Source organism: Intrasporangium mesophilum (genome assembly GCF_054783095.1).
In genome coordinates, this window is the sequence record NZ_BAAGRF010000027.1 from 204,023 (window position 1) to 223,288 (window position 19,266).

Sequence of the window (19,266 nt, forward strand, 5' to 3'; positions counted from 1 at the left end):
TTAGGCCGCCCGCCGAGAGGGTGACACCGTGCTGTCTACCCTTCGGTAGTCCGTTAGGTTTCGGGTCAGGCAAGCGACACAGCAGACGAGCACCGGCGCACGCCGGACGGAGGGAGGAAGCCAAGTGGCACCGAGCGAGCCGCGAAACGTGCTGGTCACGGGTGGCAACCGAGGCATCGGCCTCGCCATCGCCAAGGCGTTCGCCGAGGCGGGCGACAACGTCGTCATCACGCACCGGTCCGGTGAGCCCCCAGAGGGCCTGCGCGGCGTCCGCTGCGAGGTCACCGACACGGCGTCGGTCGACGCAGCCTTCACCGAGGCGGAGCAGATCTTCGGCGGGCCCGTCGAGGTCCTCGTCGCCAACGCCGGCATCACCAGGGACACGCTGCTCATGCGGATGAGCGACGACGAGTTCGACTCGGTGATCGACACGAACCTCGCCGGCGCCTTCAGGTGTGCTCGCCGCGCAGCCACCGGCATGATCCGCAAGCGGCGCGGACGCATCGTGCTGATCTCCAGCGTCGTCGGACTCTACGGCTCGCCCGGACAGACCAACTACGCCGCCAGCAAGTCCGGGCTGGTCGGGCTCGCTCGGTCGATCACCCGCGAGCTCGGCGGCCGCGGCATCACGGCCAACGTGGTGGCCCCCGGCTTCATCGAGACCGAGATGACGGCCGTGCTTCCCGACGACCAGAAGAAGGCGTACCTGGCCGGCATCCCGGCGGGCCGGTTCGCGACGCCCGAGGAGGTCGCGTCGGTGGTGCGCTTCGTCGCCAGCGACGACGCGGCATACATCTCGGGGGCCGTGATCCCCGTCGACGGCGGGCTTGGCATGGGCCACTGAAACCACACCTCACGCGCGACTCGCGCAGCTGTCACCGCATCAGGCTCGCAGCACGTTCCGGACCACACGAGAAAGTCGCAGGCATGGGAATCCTCGAAGGCAAGAAGCTCCTCATCACCGGCGTCCTCATGGACAGCTCCATCGCGTTCCACGTCGCGAAGATCGCCCAGCAGGAGGGGGCGACGGTGGTGCTGACCTCGTTCGGGCGCACGATGAAGATCACCCAGACGATCTCCCGACGGCTGCCCGAGGCGCCGCAGCTCATCGAGCTCGACGTCGCCAACACGGAGCACCTCGACACCCTGAGCGAGCGGCTGCGCGAGCATGTGGACGGCCTCGACGGCGTGCTGCACTCGATCGGGTTCGCGCCCCAGGGCGCCTTCAACTTCATGGAGGGCACCTGGGACGACGTGTCGACGGCGCTGCACATCTCGGCATACAGCCTGAAGAGCCTTGCCACGGCTTCGCTCCCGCTCATGGCGGACGGCGGCAGCATCGTCGGCCTCACCTTCGACGCGAAGTTCGCGTGGCCGGTCTACGACTGGATGGGGGTCGCCAAGGCCGCCTTCGAGTCGACGAGCCGCTACCTCGCGCGCGACCTCGGGCCGAAGGGAGTGCGGTGCAACCTCGTGGCCGCCGGCCCGATTCGCACCACGGCCGCCAAGTCGATCCCGGGCTTCGAGCAGTTCGAGAACAGCTGGGGCGACCGGGCTCCGCTCGGCTGGGACATCAACGACCCAGAACCGGCGGCCAAGGCCTGCGCCGCACTCCTTTCCGACTGGTTCCCGGCCACGACGGGCGAGATCGTGCACGTCGACGGTGGCGTCCACGCGATGGGACAGTGAACGTCACGCGTCATCGGAGCCGCAGGTGCGCGGGCGCCTCCACGGGTCGCTAGAGTCTGCGCATGCCTGACGCCGGTAGCCAGTCCAGCACCGTGATCCCCACCGACGCACCGGCCGTCGAGCCCACCCGAGTGACCCGGCGCGAGCCCGTCCGCGTCGACGAGGTCCGCGTGCTCGACGGGCCCAACCTCTACTTCGCCCGCCCGGCCATCAAGGTCATCCTGCATCTGCCCGGCTATCTCGACCTCAAGCGCACCGAGGCCGAGGCGCTGGGGCACCGGCTGGGCATGCGTTCGGTCCGTCCCGGGCGCCGGGGCACGGCGCTGCGCCAGCGCTTCGTCATGCGCGTCATCCGCACCGTCATGCGACGGGTCGGCACCGAGATCGGCACGGGGCGGCTCGGGGTCCGGGTCCGCGCCGGCCAGACCGTCGAGGACATCGTGCTGGCGTTCCCATGGATCCACCGCACTCGGGGCCGGGCTGCAGGCGAGCAGATCGGTGTGGTGCTCGCAGGCCTGCTCGCCCGCACCCAGCGTGCGGATGAGGTGATCGAGGCGGCCGCGGTGGCCATCATGGCCTCGCCCGACGGTCCGGGCCCCAACGTCATCACCCCGACCGTGCCGGTGGCATCGGTGACCGGGACGAACGGCAAGACGACGACGACGCGGCTCATGGCCCACATGTGCATGACGGCCGGTCTCACGACAGCGTGGAGCTCCACGGACGGGATCGTCGTCATGGGCGAGACCAAGGAGGACGGCGACTTCTCCGGACCCGCAGGCGCCCGAGGCGTGCTCGAGACTCCGGGGCTCGACATCGGCATCCTCGAGACGGCCCGCGGAGGAATGCTGCTCAAGGGCATGGGCGTCACCGAGAACGACGTGAGCGTCGTGACCAACGTCAGCGCAGACCACCTCGGCCTGCAGGGGATCGACACGCTCGACCAGCTCGCCGAGGTCAAGGCCATCGTCACCACCGTCACCAAGCCGCAGGGATGGGTCGTGCTCAACGGCGACGACCCGCGGGTCTGGGCGATGCGTCACGGGATCAAGGCCAAGCCCTGGGCGTTCAGCCTCGACCCTGCCTCACCGGCTCTGTGGGAGTCGATCAACATGGGCGGGCGCGGCATCACCGTGCTCGACGGCGAGATGGTGGTGTTGACGCCGAACGGCGACCCCGACCGGCTCGTCAAGATCGTCGACGTGCCGATGACGATGAGCGGGCTCTCGCGCAACAACATCGCCAACGCCCTCGCCGGCGCGGCCGCCGCGCTCGGCCTGGGGGTGGCCCGGTCTGCGGTGGTCGAAGGGCTGCGCACGTTCGCCCCCGACCCCCAGCACAACTGGGGCCGGCTCAACACCTACACCCTGCCTCTGGACGGCGGCGGCAAGGCCACCGTGATCATGGACATGGCCCACAACGAGGCGGGGCTCGAGTCCCTGCTGGAGGTGGCTCGCGGGCTCGCCGCCCCGGGCGGGGCAGTCCGGCTCAGCCTCGGCTGCGCCGGCGACCGCGCTGATGACGCCATCATGTCGATGGGCGAGATCGCCGGCCGCGGCGCGGAGCAGGTCGTGCTCAAGATCGCCGAGCACTATCTGCGCGGTCGCGACCCCGAGGCGCTGCTCGGGCTCTTCCGGGAGGGGCTGGCCAAGGTCGGGGTCCTCGACGTGCCCGGCTACGGCACCGAGCTTGCGTCGTTCGAGGCCCTCGTTCCGCACGCCCTCGACGGCGACGTCATCGCGCTGATGTGCCACGCCGAGCGTGCCGAGGTCGACGGTTGGATCCGCGAGCACGACGGCAAGGTCGATGACGCCCGGGCGATCCGCCGCAAGGTCGTCGCCGCGCGTGGCGAGCACGAGCTCGAGTCGGAGATCGCGGCGCTGTGGCAGCTGGACGACGAGGACGCCCGTCTGGCCGCGGCCCAGACACTCGTCGACGAGCACCCCAACGACGCCCGGCTCGTCTTCGAGCTCGCCGGCGCCAAGGACTCCATGGGCGACGAGCAGGGGGCGATCACGCTGTACGAAGAGGCGCTCGCCGGTGGCCTCAAGGAGCCGCACCGGCACCGCGGCCAGCTGCAGCTCGCCTCGAGCCTGCGGGTGGTCGGCCGCGTCGCCGAGGCCCAGGCCATCGTCGCCGAGGTGCTCGAGACCCGCCCGCACAACACCGCGGCCCTCATGCTCCGCGCGCTGGTGCAGGCCGACCTCGGGCAGGAGCGGCAGGCCGTTGCGGACCTGATCCGGGCCACGCTCGATGCCACGACGGACGCCGACACGCAGTCGTACCGCCGGGCGCTGCGTGCCTACGCCGACGAGCTCGCGCCGTCCACCACCACCGACTGATCCACCGACTGATCCACCGACCGAACCACCGACCGAACCACCGACTGATCCGCAGACTGAACCGCCGGCTGAGCAGCCTCGTGATCCGGGCCGAGTGTCAGTCTGCGGATCAGGCGGCATCCGTGGTCGTCAGCACGACGCTGTATGCCGCCTGACCCGCAGGCTGATCCGCTCAGATCGCGGTGTCGTCGGCGCGCTCGGGCGCTGGCTCTGCCGGCACCGCTCCGAGGGCTTCGCCCTCGGCCTCCTCGCCCTCGGCCTCGGCCGTCTCGGTGAGGGTGCTGGGGTCGAGGTCCGGGTCACTCGTGGCGGCGGCCGCCGCTCCGATCCGGGCGCCGGCCTGGGCGTGCTTGGTCCGCTCCTCGAGCTCCGCCACCACCATCGAGTGCTTGTCGACACACATCACGACGAGGTCGCCAGGGTTGGTGCGCGCCAGGACGTGCCGCGTGGCCTCGAGCTCGTCGAGCACGATCTCGACCTGGCGGCAACGAGCGCCTTCCTGCATCGCCGCCCGCGCGCCCTCGGCGACGAGCGCCGCGGTCTCGCCGGGTCGGCGTCCCCGCAGCCGGGCGTCCTCTCGCACGACGAGCACGTCGAAGTGCTGTGACGCGACGGCCCCGAGCTCGCGGATGTCGTCGTCCCGACGGTCGCCCGCGGCGCCGATCATGCCGATGCGCGAGGACTTGGCCAGGTCGGACTGTCCGCTCTTCTGAGCGGCATACCGGTCGACGAACGTGCCGAGCTCCTTCATGCCCGCCGCGTTGTGACAGTAGTCGACGAACACCTCGGCGTTGTTGACGTGGACGAGGTTGAGCCGGCCCGGGGACAGGTAGTACGTCGTGGCGAAGGTGCGCAGGCCCTGCCTGATGTCGTGCAGCGGCGCGCCGGCCGCGAATGCGGCACCGGCGGCCGCGAGCGCGTTGGCGACGTTGAAGCGGGCCGCCCCGCCGAACGTCGACGGGAGCAGGTGTGTCCACGCGAGCTGCATCGAGCGGCGTCCGTGCTTGATGACCATCATCTCGCCGCGGTCGCTGGGCTCCAGCACGACGGCGCGTCCGCCACGGCGGCAGTAGTCGTCGACGAACTCGCGGACCTCCGTGCCCGGCTCGGACATCGTGAACCACACGATGCCGCCGGAGCACCGGCGCCGCATGTTGCGGACATGCGGGTCGTCTGCGTTGAGGACGGCGAAGCCGTCACGCGGAACCGCCTCCACGATGACCGCCTTGACGTCGGCGAGCTGCCTGAGAGTCTCGATTCCCTTGAGCCCCAGGTGGTCCGGGGCGATGTTGGTGACCACGGCGATGTCGTTGCGGTCGTAGCCCAGGCCTTCACGCAGGATGCCGCCGCGGGCGACCTCCATGACCGCGAAGTCGACGCGGGGGTTCTGCAGGACCATCCTCGCGGAGCGAGGTCCGGACGCGTCGGCCTTGATGACGAGCCGCTCGTCGATGACGACACCGTCGGTGGAGGTCATGCCGACCTTGCGCCCGATGCCCTTGAAGATATGAGCGATCATCCGCGCCGTCGTCGTCTTGCCGTTGGTGCCGGTCACGGCCACGATCGGCACTCGGGACGTGGACCCGGGTGGGAAGAGCAGGTCGACGACCGGCTTGGCGATGAACTGCGGCTCGCCGACGGTCGGGTGGGTGTGCATGCGGAAGCCGGGCGCTGCGTTGACCTCGCAGATCGCGCCACCGGTCTCGCGCACCGGGTAGGTGATGTCGGGGCAGATGAAGTCGATGCCGGCCACGTCGAGCCCGACGATACGGGCGGCCTCCTCGGCGATCTCGACGTTGTCCGGGTGGGCGTCGAAGGTCCGGTCGATGGAGATGCCACCGGTGGACATGTTGCCGGTCAGCGCCAGCTTGACCATGTCGCCCTCGCCCGGCACCGCCTCCAGGGTCAGGCCCTGGCCGGCGAGGATCTCCTTGGCGTTGGCGTCGACCTTGATCTTGGTGAGCACCTTCTCGTGCCCGACCCCTCGTCGGGGGTCCGCGTTGGTGATCTCGACGAGCTCGGCGACCGTGTGAGTGCCGTCTCCGATCACGTGGGCCGGCACCCGCTCGGCGATGGCCTGCATGCGGCCACCCACGATGAGGCACCGGTAGTCGCGGCCGGTGACGAAGGACTCGACGATGATGGTGCCCCGGCGCGACTCGGCCTTGGCGATGTCGTAGGCCTTCTCGACCTCGTCGTCGCTCTGGAGGTTGAGGCAGACGCCGCGGCCGTGGTTGCCGTCGAGCGGCTTGACGACGACGGGGTAGCCGATCCGGCGCGCTGCGTCGAGGGTGCCTCGCAGGGTGCGCGCGGCCTCCTGCTTGGGCACGGGCAGGCCCGCAGATCCGAGCAGCTTGGTCGTGAGGTCCTTGTCGCTGGCGATGTCGACGGCCAGCGCACCCGTCTTCGACGTCATCGTCGCTCGGATCCGCTGGGCGTGCACGCCCTGACCGAGCTGGACCAGGGAGGCCGCGTTGAGCCGGATGAACGGGATGTCGCGGGATGCGGCCTCCTCGAGGATGGCCGCGGTCGACGGGCCGAACGCGACGCGGTCGGCCTGGCGCAGGAACGCGTTGAACTCCGTCTCGAAGTCGAACCCGTCAGACGGGTCGACGAGGTGGTTCATGAGGCGCACCGACAGGTTGCCGGCGGCGACGCCGACGGTCTCGTCGGTGTACCCGTAGATGATGTTGTACTGGCCCGGCTTGCCCTTGACTCCGCGGGTCTTCCCGCGCCGCTGGTCGTGACCGGCGAGGGTCTGCAGCTGCAGGGCGACGTGCTCGGCGACGTGTCCGAGCCAGGTGCCCTCGCGCAGGCGTTCGACGAAGCCGCCACGGCGGCCCAGCGAGCAGGTATGCCGCTCGAGCCCCGGGACGAGCTCGAGCAGCCGGTCCGTGAAGCCGGGCAGCGACACCGTCGGGTACTCCTCGAGGCTGCCCAGGTCGACCACGAGGTGGATCGCCTGCTGGTACGACCACACGTTCGGCCCGCGGTAGATGCGGGTCTCGATGATCTTGAGGTCCGGGCGAGCCGGTCCGGTCGGGGTCGGTACCTCGACGGGCATGCATTTCCTCCTGCGGGGCTCAGTGGGCGGCGCTGCTGGTCGAGCGCGCCGCCCGGACCTTGGCCGGGACGACCGCGCCCTCGATGTCCGGGTGACGCTCGACGAAAGCGGTCAGCTCGACGTGCTCCAGGTCGAACGTACTGCCCGTGGGCAGCGAGTGCACGACTGCTCCCGAAACCAGCAGCGGGGCTCCTCGGCGAGCGTCGGGGGCATCGGTGATGGCGTTGCGGGCGTTGACGAGAAAGATCGACCCAGCGCCGATGACGGACATCACCCGTCCGTTGCGGATCTCGGCGGCGGTGTTCTCGTCGATCCCCATCCCGAGCAGGTTCGGTGACGCCGCGACCATGGACATGAGGCGCCCGTACCGCCCGCGCTGCTCGAAGTGCTGGTCGATGATGACGTCCTCGACGAGCCCGAGGCCCGCGGAGATCTGGCTCGCGCGCTGGCGGGGCGTGAGGCCCTCCTCGCCGAGCGAGATCATGAACCGGCTCATGATCGACGCGCCGGCCGACGTCCCCGCCACGACCGCGCCGCGGTCGTAGGCGCGGATGATGGCGTCGCCGACCGGCGTGCCGACGACGTTCTGGGCCAGCTTCACCTGGCTGCCGCCGGTGATGAAGATGCCGGTGGCCGCATCGAGGGAGGCGACCATGGACGGGTCGTTCGCGTCCCGACGGGTGACGGGGTGCACGACGGAGACGTCGCCGCCGCGCAGTCGGGTGAACACGTCGCGGTAGGACTCGGACACCTCGTCGGCGAACGCCGAAGCGGTCGGGACGACGACGATGTGGGACCTGCGTCCTCCGGCGAGCTTGACGAAGCGCTTGAGCACGACCGACCGGCCGATGCGGTCCTCGGCCCCACCGATGACCAGCAGGGTGCGCCGGACACCGGTCGCCGATGCCGACGGGGACGCCGGCGGCCCCGAGGGCGGGTCGCTTCGCATCGCGCCAGCCTAGTGACCGGCGTGCGGCACCGGCGGAGCCTGCGTCGGCGTGCCGTCGTCGAGATCGGCCTCCTCGATCTCCTCGCGCGAGATCCCCAGCAGGTAGAGCACCGAGTCGAGATAGGGCACGTTCACCGAGGTCTGGGCCCGCTTGCGCACGAGGGGCTTGGCGTTGAAGGCCACTCCGAGCCCGGCGATGTCGAGCATGTCGAGGTCGTTGGCGCCGTCGCCGATCGCAACGGTGCGGCTCAGGGGGAGCCCTTCCTGAGTTGCGAACTCGCGCAGCGCGGCGGCCTTGCCGGCTCGGTCGACGACGTCTCCGACCACCCGCCCGGTCAAGGTGTCGTCCACGATCTCGAGCTGGTTCGCGCGCACGTGGTCGATGCCGAGGTCGGCGGCAAGAGTGCCGACGACCTCGATGAACCCGCCGCTGACGAGGCCCAACGTGAAGCCGAGCCGCTTCAGGGTGCGGACCAGGGTTCGCGCCCCCGGGGTCAGCTCGACCGTCGCCCGGACGTCCTCGATCACCGACGCGGGCAGACCGGCGAGCGTGGCGACCCGGGCCCGCAGCGACTCCTCGAAGTCGAGCTCACCGGCCATCGCGCGCGCCGTCACCTCGGCTACCTCGGCCTCGCGGCCGGAGTGCGCCGCGAGCAGCTCGATCACCTCTTGCTGGATCAGGGTCGAGTCGACGTCGAGCACGACGAGCCGCCGCCCTCGGCGCGCGAGCCCGCCTGGGGAAACGGCGACGTCGATGCCTGCCGACGTGGCGGCCAGGGCGAGCTCGGTGCGCAGCGACCCGACGTCCGCTCCCGAGATGTCGAACTCGACGGTGGTGACGGGGTAGCGCGACAGCCGCCGGATCCGGTCGATGTTGGCTCCATGGTCGGCGATCCGGCTCGTGACGAGCGAGACCGCGTCCGCCTTCAGTGGCGCCCCGAGGACGACGACTGCGGCGCGTCCCTGGCGCGGGCGCGCACCGTCGCCGGTGCCCTCGACGACGGTGAGGGCAAGGCCGAGCCGGTGGGCCGCCACGGCGGCTGCGTCCCGGAGCTCGTCGACGTGCTCACCGGTGCGCAGCAGGAGCGCCAGTGTGAGGTGCCCGTGGACAACGACCTGCTGGATGTCGAGGACGTCAGCACCCACTCCCGACAGGGCTCCGAGCAGGGTTCCCGCGACTCCCGGCCGGTCGGCGCCGGTCACGGTGATGCTGAGGGTCTTGCTCTCGACAGGGTTCGGTGCGGTCACTTGCGTCAGGCTAACCACCGCGTATGCCGCCCTGCCGCGCCTTCCGGCATGCGGCCCTTGACCCGGTCCGGGTCAGGCGTGGGCGTTGACCTCGTCGCGCCACGCGACGAGGTCACGCACCCGACCGAGGTCGGGGTGCGCGGCCGAGAGGCTGGCGGTAAACAGGCGGGTGCCGACGTCGTAGAGCTGCTGGGCGTTGCCGGCGTAGTCGCCGGACTGGTCCGGGTTGCGCCCGGGGACGAAGGCCACGCCGGCGGAGCGCTCGATCTCGAGGGGGTCGCGTCCACGGCGGGCGCACCATTCGTCGAGGACGCGGTGCTTGTGCGCGATCTCCTCGGGCCCGCCGAAGCCGTGCCAGATCGTCGCGTGCTCGGCGACGATGCGCAGCGTCTTCTTCTCGCCCCCGCCGCCGATGAGGATCGGGATGTCCCGAGTCGGCGCAGGGTTGAGCCGGGTCCAGCGGTCCCGGATGACCGGGAGGTCACGGGCGAGGTTGTCGAGGCGGCTGCCGGGCGTGCCGAAGTCGTAGCCGTACTCGTCGTAGTCGAGCTGCTTCCACCCCGCCCCGATGCCGAGGATGAGCCGGCCACCGCTCATGTGGTCGACGGTGCGGGCCATGTCCGCGAGCAGGCTCGGGTTGCGGTACGAGTTGCACGTCACCAGCGCGCCGATCTCGACCCTCTCGGTGGCCTCCGCCCAGGCGCCCAGCATCGTCCAGCACTCGAAGTGAAGGCCGCCCGCGTCCCCGCTCAGCGGGAAGAAGTGGTCCCAGTTGAGGAGGATGTCGATCCCCAGCTCCTCGAGCGTCGAGACGAGCCGGCGGATCTCGGCCCACGTGGCGTGCTGCGGCGGGATCTGGATCCCGACACGCGCCGGACGTGGGTCGGCGGCGCTGGTGGGAGGGGTCTGGTCCGGGGTCATTTCCGGGGTCACTCGCACTCCTAGGGAGATCCGATGGCGGTGAATGCCTCACCGGCCTCGACGACCGTATACGACACGGGCCGGCCGCCGGCCAGCTAATTACCGCACGCGGGGCGTCGCCAGGACGACCAGCCAGTTCCAGCTCGCCCCGGGGCGAGCCGAGAGGTCGAGGACGGACAGGTCCGCGCCTTCCACGGCATCGCGGAGCGGGTCCGCTCGCCAGTACTGGAACCAGCGCGGAAGACCGAGCTTGTGGTCGCTCCACTCGGCGCCGTCACCGGCCTTCACGGTGAACCCCAGCAGACCGCCGGGGATAAGGGCCCCGCGCACCTTGGTCAGCACGTCGTGCAGCTGCTCGGGCGTGAGGTGCAGGAAGACGGCGTTGGCGAGCACAGCGGCATACGGGCCGTGGCGGTCGTCGACCAGAGGATCAGTCAGGACGTCCAGGACCTCGGCATCGTGTCCCGCCGCACGTTGCATGTCGACGAACGCCCTGGTGGCATCGGTGCGCCGCACCCGCCGGCCCAGCCGCTCCAGACTGTCCGAGTCGCGGCCGTGGGCGCTGCCGATCTCGAGCACCTCACCCGGCGGCGCCAGCGCCGCAAGCCGCTCGACGAACGGGTCCGGAGTCTGCGTTTCCTGCCCGGTCTGGGACCGGTACACCTCTGCGCGCGCCTCGTATGCCGCAAGCGTCGTGGCGTTGTCGGACTGCCTGGACGCGGGTGCGGTCACCGTGTGACGACCTGGTCCTTGCCGACGACGACGATCCCCGTGTCAGTGACGTGCAGCCCTCGGGCCCGGTCGTGCTCGTGGTCGATCCCGATCTGGCAGCCCTCGGGGATGACGGCGTTCTTGTCGATGATCGCCCGCCGGATCTGGGCGTGCCGGTTCACCGTGACGTTGTCGAGGATGACCGAGCCCTGGATGCTCGCGTACGAGTGCACGTGCACCAGGGGCGACAGGACCGACGCGTAGATGTGCGCGCCCGAGACGACGACGCCGGGGGAGACAGCCGAGTTCAGGGCCTCGCCGATCCGGTCGCCGCTGCCGTGGACGAACTTCGCCGGGGGGTAGGGGCTGTGCTGGGTGTAGATCGGCCACTCGTAGTTGTAGAGGTTGAAGACCGGGTGGATCGAGATGAGGTCCATGTGGGCGTCGTAGTACGACTCGATCGTGCCGACGTCGCGCCAGTAGCCGCCGTCGCGCTCGGTCGAGCCGGGGACGACGTTGTCCTTGAAGTCGTAGACGCCCGCCTCACCGCGCTTGACGAAGTCGGGCACGAGGTCGCCGCCCATGTCGTGGCTGCTCGACTCGCGGTCGTGGTCTCGTGTGACGGCCTCCTCGAGCGCGTCGGCGGTGAAGACATAGTTGCCCATCGAGGCGAGGACCTCGTCCGGGTTGTCAGGCAGCCCCTGCGGGTCGCTGGGCTTCTCGCGGAACGCGGCGATCTTGGACGGGTCGCTCGGGTCGACCTCGATGACACCGAACTGGTTCGCCAGCGAGATCGGCTGGCGGATCGCGGCGACCGTGCACGCTGCACCCGTCTCGATGTGCTGGTCGACCATGGCGCTGAAGTCCATGCGGTAGACGTGGTCCGCCCCGACGACGACGACGATCTCGGGCCGCTCGTCGTGCATGAGGTTGAGGCTCTGGTAGATCGCGTCGGCGCTGCCGAGATACCAGTTCTTGTCGACGCGCTGCTGGGCGGGCACGGTCGTGACGTAGTTGCCCAGGAGCGTCGACATCCGCCAGGTCTTGGTGACATGGGCGTCGAGGCTGTGGGACTTGTACTGCGTGAGGACGACGACCTTGAGGTAGCCCGAGTTGACGACGTTGGACAGCGCGAGGTCGATCAGCCGGTAGATGCCGGCGAACGGCACCGCGGGTTTGGCCCGGTCCGCTGTGAGCGGCATCAGCCGCTTTCCCTCACCCCCGGCGAGCACGATGGCAAGGACTTTCGGACCAGCGGATGGGCTTCGTCGGGCCATGACGTCACCCTAGGGCCATCGTCGGCACCCCGGCAGGTTTGTCCGCACTGGGGTCGCGCTTTCTCCGTCGCGTCGCCGCTGCGCGCGAGCCGGCGGGGCTAGGGTCAGATCGTGCGCGTCGACATCCTCAGCAAGGAGTACCCGCCCGCCATCTACGGGGGCGCCGGCGTCCATGTGGCCGAGCTCGTCCGGGCGCTGCGCGCGCGCGGTGACCTCGACGTCCAGGTGCGCTGCTTCGGGGCCCCGCGTGACGAACCCGGCACCACGGCATACCCCGACCTCCCCCAGCTCGCACAGAGCAACCCGGCCCTGCAGACCCTTGGTGTCGACGTCGCGCTCGCAGGTGACTGTGTCGGAGCGGACATCGTCCACTCCCACACGTGGTACGCCAACCTCGGTGGCCACCTCGCCTCGCTCCTCGGGGGTATGCCGCATGTCGTCACGGCACACTCGCTGGAGCCGATGCGCCCGTGGAAGGCCGAGCAGCTCGGCGGCGGCTACCGCGTGTCGTCCTGGGCCGAGCGCACGGCCTACGAGGCCGCCGCGGCAGTCGTCGCGGTGAGCGCCGGCATGCGCGAGGACATCCTCAAGAGCTACCCGACCCTGGATCCCGACCGAGTTCACGTGGTGCACAACGGGATCGACTCCCAGCTGTGGGTCCCAGACCGGTCCGACGCTGCCCGGGAGACCGTCCGCAGGCACGGCGTCGACCCCGACCGGCGGTCCGTCGTGTTCGTCGGCCGGATCACGCGCCAGAAGGGACTGCCGTACCTCCTGCGGGCCTGCGCCTCGCTCCCCGCCGACGTGCAGCTCGTCCTGTGCGCCGGCGCACCGGACACGCCTGAGATCAAGGCCGAGGTCGAGGGCCTGATGAACGACCTCCGCAGCCAGCGCGAGGGGGTCGTGTGGATCCCGGACATGCTGCCCCGCAACGAGGTCGTCGCACTGCTCAGCCACGGGACGGTGTTCGCGTGCCCGTCGGTCTACGAGCCGCTGGGCATCGTCAACCTCGAGGCGATGGCCTGCGAGCTCGCCGTGGTCGCGACCGCGACCGGTGGCATCCCCGAGGTGGTGGTCGACCGCGAGACCGGCTGGCTCGTGCCGATCGAGCAGGTGCAGGACGGCACCGGCACCCCGGTCGACCCCGAGCGGTTCGTGGCCGACCTGGCCGCCGCGCTGAACGAAGGCGTGGCCGACGTCGACCGCGCGCGCCGGTTCGGACAGGCGGGGCGACAGCGAGCCGTCGAGTCGTTCTCGTGGGCCTCGATCGGGGACCGAACGCTCGAGGTCTACCGGGCGGTCCTCGGCGGCGCATGACGGGCGCCTTCACACCCCGGCTGCCGTTCGACCAGGTTCCACCGGGCCTCCACGCCGCACTCGAGGCGGCGGTCGGCGCACGTGTGGTCGGCACCGAGTCGGTGCACGGTGGCATGTCGCCCGGACCTGCTGCGCTGCTGACGCTCACCGACGGCCGACAGGTCTTTGCGAAAACCGTTGCGGCGTCGATGAGCCCGAGCGCACACGAGTTCCATCGCCGCGAGCTGGAGGTGCTCCGTATGCTGCCCGGCTCGGTGCCGCACGCACCCCTGGTCGCGGGTTTCGAGCACGACGGGTGGGTCACCATCGTGACCGAAGCGGCTGACGGCACTGCCGTCGGGCCACCGTGGAGGTCGCAACACCTCGCGTCCGTCGCGGACGCCGTCGCAACGTGTGCGGGTCACGTAGGCATCGAGGGGCTGGCGCCGGCCGTCGAGCGGCTGCCGCCGTTGGACGGGTGGCGTGACCTGGTGCACGACCGTCCCGACGAGCTCGACGACTGGGAGCGCGCACACATCGAGAGCCTCGTCGCCATGTCGGACGGGTGGTCCATCTGGACGACCGGCCCGCATCTGGTCCATCTGGACGTCCGCTGCGACAACGCCGTTCCGCACGGCGAGGACGTGTGGCTCGTGGACTGGGCTTCGGCGTGCCATGGCGCGGCATGGGTCGACGCCGCGTCGCTGGCGCTCGACGTCGTAGCGTCCGGTCATGTCGGCGGACCGCAGGTGGCGCTCAGCACGGCGCGAGGGATGCTGGCCCGGCTGCCTTACGAGGCAACGCGATTCGTCGTGGCGGTCACTGGGATGTTCCGTTTCTACGCGCTGAAGCCTGAGCGGCCCGGACAGCCCACCTTCCGGGACTGGCAGCGCCGCCGGTCGGCGGCGCTGCGACCCCTGGTCGAGCGCCTCGTCAGCCGATGATCAGGTGATGAGGTGGCCGGCGAGGGCGTACTTCACGCCGAGCGCCCCGGCGGCACCGCCGAGGATCATCTCGAGGAGCTCGGCCGGCTTGGGGTAGTCCGGACCGAGCGCCGCCAGGTAGTCGTCGTGCGACGAGAGGGAAGCGACGGCGGCGTCGAAATGGTCGGAGACGTCGACCCAGTGCGTCGGCTGGGGGTCGCCGCAGACCAGCAGGCTCTTGGCCTTCCAGGGCTCGTGGCCCTCGTCGACGAGGCCCGGAAAGATCCATCGGTTGCCCGCGTCAGCTTTGGCATCGATGACGGCGAGGCCGACTGCCCGGTGGTCGGCCTGGTTGACGAAGCCGTTCGGGAAACGCTCGGCATGGGTGAGGCTGACGAGCAGGTCAGGCCGGCGGATCCGGATCTCGCGAGCGATCGCGCGGCGAAGCGGCAGACCATACTCGACGACGCCGTCCTTGAACCCGTCGAGGAACTCCACGACCTCGACGCCGACCTCTGCTGCACCGTCGCGCTCCTCCTGCTCGCGCAGCGGACCGGCCTCGTCCGGGTGGATCGTGTCGATTCCGGCCTCGCCCCGAGTGACCAGCAGGTAGGTCACGGTCTTGCCCGCCTTGACCCACCGGTCCACCGCGGCCGCGGTGCCGTACTCGAGGTCGTCCGGGTGCGCGGCGATGCACAGCACGGTGTCGAAGGTGGACTCGTCGAGCGGCGTGAGCTGCGGGAGCTGCGGGCTGTCAGTCATCCGGCCAATCTAGGTGACCTTGGACCGCGCGCGGCGGGATGTGAGGATGGGGCATGCTGACGATCGAGCTCGCCAAGCGCCTGACCGCGGCCGGTCTCGAGTGGAAGCCCGCTCGGGGCGACCGCTTCGTCGTGCCCGTGGACGGGATGGAGGAGGACGTCTTCGTCATCAGCGATCTCACCATCGACGTCCACCCCTTCCGCACGGGCGACGTCATCGGTTTCAACGGGACGACCGAGTGGGCGCTCGACAGCGTCGAGCGCAGCAAGGTGGTCTGGCTGCCGCGCGAGGACCAGCTCAGGGAGCTGCTCGGCGACGCGTTCGTGGCGCTGGAGCAGCTCGATGGCGGGTATGCCGTCGTGATGCGTTCCAGCGACGGCGACCTGAATCGCCATGCCGACATCGACGCCGAGCGAGCTTACGCCAGAGCGGTGCTGGCGCACCTCGAGCCGGCCGAGCCCGGCCGCGAGGGCTAGGCGCTGGGTCAGGCCGGCCGCCAGCCGGCGATCGACATCACCGCGATGTTGGTCGCGTCCGACAGCGCCGCGTCGGCGTCAGCACCGAGGTCGCGAAGCAGGAGGTCCCGCGCGTGGGCCGTGCCGGCGTCGAGCCCGCCCGACCCGAGCGCGGTGAGGCCGGACGCGCGGTGTGCCATCCGCGAGACGTTGCCGGCGAGTGCCATGATCCGCAGCGCGCGCCCCGACGTGCGTGGCGGGATCCCCCACAGGGCAGTGTCGAGGTCGGACTCTGCCTCCGCGCGCGCCTGCGCACCCCACGGGTGGCCGCCGACCGACTCGAAACCGCTCGCGTGCTCGTGCAGCCGCGCGACGAGCTGCCGCTCGACGTCGCGAAGGTCGAGCATCTCCAGGCGATGACGCGGAACCGGGTCCGCGTCGTATGCGGTCCAGTCCACCCGGAGCCCGACGTCACCGGCGGGACCGAACTCGGACAGGGTCGGGACGAGCACTCCACCGAGGCCCGCGACGAAGACGCACTCGCCGGCCGAGGCTGCGTGGGCTGACGCCGCGACCGAGCCGGGCGGCATACGGCTCGTGTCGCCGGGGCGAGGGAGCGCGACGAACACTGCCCGCTCGCCCAGGTCGCGCCACACGTCCAAGCGGGCGAGGTCTCCGGCGACATGGTCGACGTCCGGGAAGGCGCGCGAAAGCGCCTCCGGGGTAGTGACATCGCCCCGCCAGGCCGCGGTCACCCAGAGAGCGAGGCGGACTGAGGCGGGCAGCTCGGGCACCCCGCCATCGTAGGGTGCGCCCCCGGAGCCGCGGCCGTGCCGTGTCATAGGGTCGAGCCATGAGCAGTCTTGAGCGCTCCTCGGAAGGTGATCTCGCATGAGCGATGTCCTCGCCTTCGCCGGAGTGACCGTTCGACGCGGCGCGACGACGCTCGTCGACGACGTGACGTGGGAGGTCGAGGAGGGCGAGCGCTGGGTCGTGCTCGGGCCGAACGGCGCGGGAAAGACGACGCTGCTGCAGATAGCCGCAGCGCGGATGCACCCCACGACGGGGGTCGCCGGAGTTCTCGGCGAGGTGCTCGGCGCGGTCGACGTCTTCGAGCTGCGGCCGCGGATCGGCCTGGCCAGCTCCTCGATGGCCGAGCGAATCCCCGGCGACGAGATCGTCGGGAACGTCGTCGTCACGGCGTCCTACGGCATCATCGGCCGATGGCGGGAGACCTACGACGAGGTCGACTATGCCCGCGCGATGGAGCTGCTCAAGGCGCTCGGGGCCGACCATCTCGCCGACCGCACCTACGGCACCCTCAGCGAGGGTGAGCGCAAGCGTGTCCAGATCGCCCGGGCCCTGATGACCGATCCCGAGCTGATGCTGCTCGACGAGCCGGCCGCGGGGCTCGACCTCGGCGGCCGCGAGGACCTCGTGCGGCGGCTCGGCGACCTTGCTGCCGACACCGAGGCCCCGGCCCTGGTCCTCGTGACCCACCACGTCGAGGAGATCCCACCGTCGTTCACCGACGTGCTCATGCTCCGCAACGGGCGCGTCGTTGCGGCCGGTCCGCTCACGCTGACCCTTACCGCCGAGAACCTCACCGCCACCTTCGGGATGCCCCTCGTGCTCGAGCGCCACGGCGAGCGCTGGTCGGCCCGAGCAGCCACCTGATCGTGACCTCATCGGGCGCCTCCGGCCGTAGGTGCCGACAGGGAACTGAGGCAGACTTAGAGACGTCACAGGAGTGACGCACGGGACGTCGGCGTCCTGGCGCCGACACGATGAAAGCAGGGTGGGAACGTGTTCGAGGGGCAGGCATGGCTGGTCTGGCTCGGGTCGGCCCTGGTGTTCGTGGCGATCGAGGCGGTCACCGCCGACTTCACCTTCCTGATGGTCGCCGGCGGCGCTCTCGGAGGCAGTGCGGCGGCTGCGCTCGGCGCTCCCGTCCTGATCCAGTCCATCGTCGCGGCGGGCGTGACCATCGCTCTGCTCCTGACCGTGCGCCCCTGGCTCAAGAAGCGGTTCACCGTCCACGAGCAGCACCTCATGGGAGCGGCTGCGCAGATCGGCCGGTCGGCCGTGGCCCTCGACCGTGTGACCCCCGCAGGGGGCCGGGTCAAGCTGTCCGGCGAGACCTGGTCGGCCCGCACGCTCAACGGGAGCATCGAGCCCGGTGAGGAGGTCATCGTCGACTCCATCGACGGGGCCACCGCGGTCGTGAGCCGCGCCCGCGTCGTGGGCAGCTGATAGCTGCATCGAACGGGCTGGTCGTCCGACCAGCCCGCACCCGCCGCGCACCGATCGGGCAACCTCAAGCGCCCGAGCAACGCGGCTGATCAGGGAGAAGGTCGTGGACCCGGTACTCATCATCCCGCTGCTGATCCTCGTAGTGGTCATCATCGTCGTGCTGCGCACGGTGCGCATCGTGCCGCAGCAGACCGCGCAGATCGTCGAGCGCCTCGGCAGCTACAACAAGACGCTCACGGCCGGGATCCACTTCCTCGTGCCGTTCGTCGACAAGGTGCGGGCGAACATCGACCTGCGCGAGCAGGTCGTGTCGTTCCCGCCGCAGCCGGTGATCACCTCTGACAACCTCGTTGTCAGCATCGACACCGTCATCTACTACTCCGTCATCGAAGCCAAGTCGGCCGTCTACGAGATCGCCAACTTCATCCAAGGCATCGAGCAGCTCACCGTCACCACCCTGCGTAACGTCATCGGCTCCCTCGACCTCGAGCAGACCCTGACCAGCCGCGACCAGATCAACGGCCAGCTCCGTGGCGTCCTCGACGAGGCCACCGGCAAGTGGGGAATCCGCGTCAACCGGGTCGAGCTCAAGGCGATCGACCCGCCCGCGTCGGTGCAGGACTCGATGGAGAAGCAGATGCGCGCCGAGCGTGACCGTCGTGCCGCCATCCTCACGGCCGAAGGTGTCAAGCAGTCGGCCATCCTCACGGCCGAAGGCGAGAAGCAGAGCCAGATCCTGCGAGCCGAGGGTTCCGCCCAGGCACGCATCCTCGAGGCCCAGGGGCAGGCTCGCGCGATCCAGCAGGTCTTCTCGGCGATCCACCGTGGCAAGCCGACCCAGCGGCTCCTGGCGTACCAGTACCTCCAGGTGCTCCCGCAGATCGCTCGAGGCGACGCCAACAAGATGTGGATCGTCCCGTCCGAGCTGACCGACGCCCTCAAGGGGATCGGCAACGCACTCGGCGGCAACGACGCGCCTCGTTCCGATATCGATGACGAGCCGTGGGTCGAGCCCGAGCTCGACGATGCCTTCTCCGAGACGGTCCTCGAGGACCCGGCCAAGGCCCTCGCCGAGGCGCGCGGCCAAGCCGCCCAGGCCAGCGCCGAGTCCACCGAGCATGCCGCGCCGGTCGGGCGCCAGCAGCCCCCGATCCGGCACGGCGGCACCGAGGTCCCGCCGCCACCGATGGCCGCACCGCCCGTCGAGGCCAGTGGCGCCGGGGCAGCAGCCTCGGCGGCCGACCCCGACCCCGGCGACCTGCCGGAGCCGCCTGAGCTGCCGGAGGCGCCGACCCAGCGCTGACCTGCCACCAGTCCTGCCCAGTCCGGGCAGTGTGGACAGCCCCAATCGACACCCGGGCACCCCTTGTAGGGTG

At 70.4% G+C, this 19,266-nt stretch carries 17 protein-coding genes; 9 read left to right on the top strand and 8 right to left on the bottom strand.

The features are described from left to right. The first annotated feature begins 124 nt into the window (after window positions 1–124). The 3 genes from fabG (at window position 125) to ACYVLP_RS19200 (ending at window position 4,031) form a co-directional block, all read left to right on the top strand. Window positions 125–844: a 3-oxoacyl-ACP reductase FabG gene (fabG, locus tag ACYVLP_RS19190; protein WP_460628926.1), complete on the top strand. Its 720-nt coding sequence runs from the start codon at window positions 125–127 to the stop codon at window positions 842–844. Window positions 845–927: 83 nt separating this feature from the next. Continuing rightward, entirely contained in the window at window positions 928–1,689 is a 762-nt protein-coding gene (gene fabI / locus ACYVLP_RS19195; RefSeq protein WP_460628927.1) for an enoyl-ACP reductase FabI, read from the top strand. Between the two features lie 62 nt (window positions 1,690–1,751). Continuing rightward, the gene (locus ACYVLP_RS19200; RefSeq protein WP_460628928.1) at window positions 1,752–4,031 is read left to right on the top strand and encodes a tetratricopeptide repeat protein; all 2,280 of its coding nucleotides are present in this window, start codon (window positions 1,752–1,754) and stop codon (window positions 4,029–4,031) included. Window positions 4,032–4,203: 172 nt separating this feature from the next. Here the strand turns inward: ACYVLP_RS19200 and cphA are convergent, their stop codons facing one another. From cphA to glgC, 6 genes are all read right to left on the bottom strand, one after another. Continuing rightward, window positions 4,204–7,095, bottom strand: coding sequence for a cyanophycin synthetase (gene cphA, locus ACYVLP_RS19205; protein WP_460628929.1), 2,892 nt, complete (start codon window positions 7,093–7,095; stop codon window positions 4,204–4,206). Window positions 7,096–7,114: 19 nt separating this feature from the next. After that, window positions 7,115–8,044, bottom strand: a complete 930-nt coding sequence (locus ACYVLP_RS19210) for a cyanophycinase (protein ID WP_460628930.1) — start codon at window positions 8,042–8,044, stop codon at window positions 7,115–7,117. Between the two features lie 9 nt (window positions 8,045–8,053). Beyond that, window positions 8,054–9,292 carry a phosphoserine phosphatase SerB gene (serB, locus tag ACYVLP_RS19215; RefSeq protein ID WP_460628931.1) on the bottom strand — a complete coding sequence of 413 codons (1,239 nt, stop codon included), beginning with the start codon at window positions 9,290–9,292 and terminating at the stop codon, window positions 8,054–8,056. Window positions 9,293–9,364: 72 nt separating this feature from the next. Beyond that, complete coding sequence (locus ACYVLP_RS19220; protein ID WP_460629058.1) at window positions 9,365–10,213, bottom strand: LLM class F420-dependent oxidoreductase; 849 nt, start codon at window positions 10,211–10,213, stop codon at window positions 9,365–9,367. 99 nt (window positions 10,214–10,312) lie between these two features. After that, window positions 10,313–10,945 (bottom strand): class I SAM-dependent methyltransferase, encoded by a 633-nt coding sequence (locus ACYVLP_RS19225; RefSeq protein ID WP_460628932.1) that lies wholly within the window; start codon window positions 10,943–10,945, stop codon window positions 10,313–10,315. Beyond that, window positions 10,942–12,201, bottom strand: coding sequence for a glucose-1-phosphate adenylyltransferase (gene glgC, locus ACYVLP_RS19230; RefSeq protein WP_460628933.1), 1,260 nt, complete (start codon window positions 12,199–12,201; stop codon window positions 10,942–10,944). Before glgC ends, ACYVLP_RS19225 begins: the two co-directional genes overlap by 4 nt. 111 nt (window positions 12,202–12,312) lie before the next feature. Between glgC and glgA the strand changes: the two genes are divergently transcribed. Both glgA and ACYVLP_RS19240 read left to right on the top strand, forming a co-directional pair. After that, on the top strand, window positions 12,313–13,518 hold the full coding sequence (glgA, locus tag ACYVLP_RS19235) for a glycogen synthase (RefSeq protein WP_460628934.1): 1,206 nt from the start codon (window positions 12,313–12,315) through the stop codon (window positions 13,516–13,518). Next, window positions 13,515–14,441: a phosphotransferase gene (locus ACYVLP_RS19240; protein ID WP_460628935.1), complete on the top strand. Its 927-nt coding sequence runs from the start codon at window positions 13,515–13,517 to the stop codon at window positions 14,439–14,441. The genes glgA and ACYVLP_RS19240 overlap by 4 nt, the downstream gene beginning before the upstream one ends. On the opposite strand, the gene ACYVLP_RS19245 is transcribed toward ACYVLP_RS19240, so the two are convergent. Continuing rightward, window positions 14,442–15,182 (bottom strand): PIG-L deacetylase family protein, encoded by a 741-nt coding sequence (locus ACYVLP_RS19245; protein WP_460628936.1) that lies wholly within the window; start codon window positions 15,180–15,182, stop codon window positions 14,442–14,444. It lies immediately after the preceding gene. Window positions 15,183–15,235: 53 nt separating this feature from the next. On the opposite strand from ACYVLP_RS19245, the gene ACYVLP_RS19250 reads away from it, so the two are divergent. Beyond that, window positions 15,236–15,658: a pilus assembly protein CpaE gene (locus ACYVLP_RS19250; protein ID WP_460628937.1), complete on the top strand. Its 423-nt coding sequence runs from the start codon at window positions 15,236–15,238 to the stop codon at window positions 15,656–15,658. 8 nt (window positions 15,659–15,666) lie between these two features. Here ACYVLP_RS19250 and ACYVLP_RS19255 read toward each other — a convergent pair whose 3' ends face one another. Next, window positions 15,667–16,431, bottom strand: a complete 765-nt coding sequence (locus ACYVLP_RS19255) for a hypothetical protein (protein ID WP_460628938.1) — start codon at window positions 16,429–16,431, stop codon at window positions 15,667–15,669. A gap of 97 nt (window positions 16,432–16,528) precedes the next feature. Here ACYVLP_RS19255 and ACYVLP_RS19260 point away from each other — a divergent pair, with 97 nt between their 5' ends. From ACYVLP_RS19260 to ACYVLP_RS19270, 3 genes are all read left to right on the top strand, one after another. Next, a complete protein-coding gene (locus tag ACYVLP_RS19260) occupies window positions 16,529–17,314 on the top strand; it encodes an ABC transporter ATP-binding protein (RefSeq protein WP_452269476.1) in 786 nt (261 codons plus the stop codon). Between the two features lie 129 nt (window positions 17,315–17,443). Continuing rightward, window positions 17,444–17,890, top strand: a complete 447-nt coding sequence (locus ACYVLP_RS19265; protein ID WP_460628939.1) for an NfeD family protein — start codon at window positions 17,444–17,446, stop codon at window positions 17,888–17,890. A 103-nt stretch (window positions 17,891–17,993) separates the two neighbouring features. Next, entirely contained in the window at window positions 17,994–19,193 is a 1,200-nt protein-coding gene (locus ACYVLP_RS19270) for an SPFH domain-containing protein (protein WP_460628940.1), read from the top strand. The last annotated feature ends 73 nt before the right edge of the window (window positions 19,194–19,266 follow it).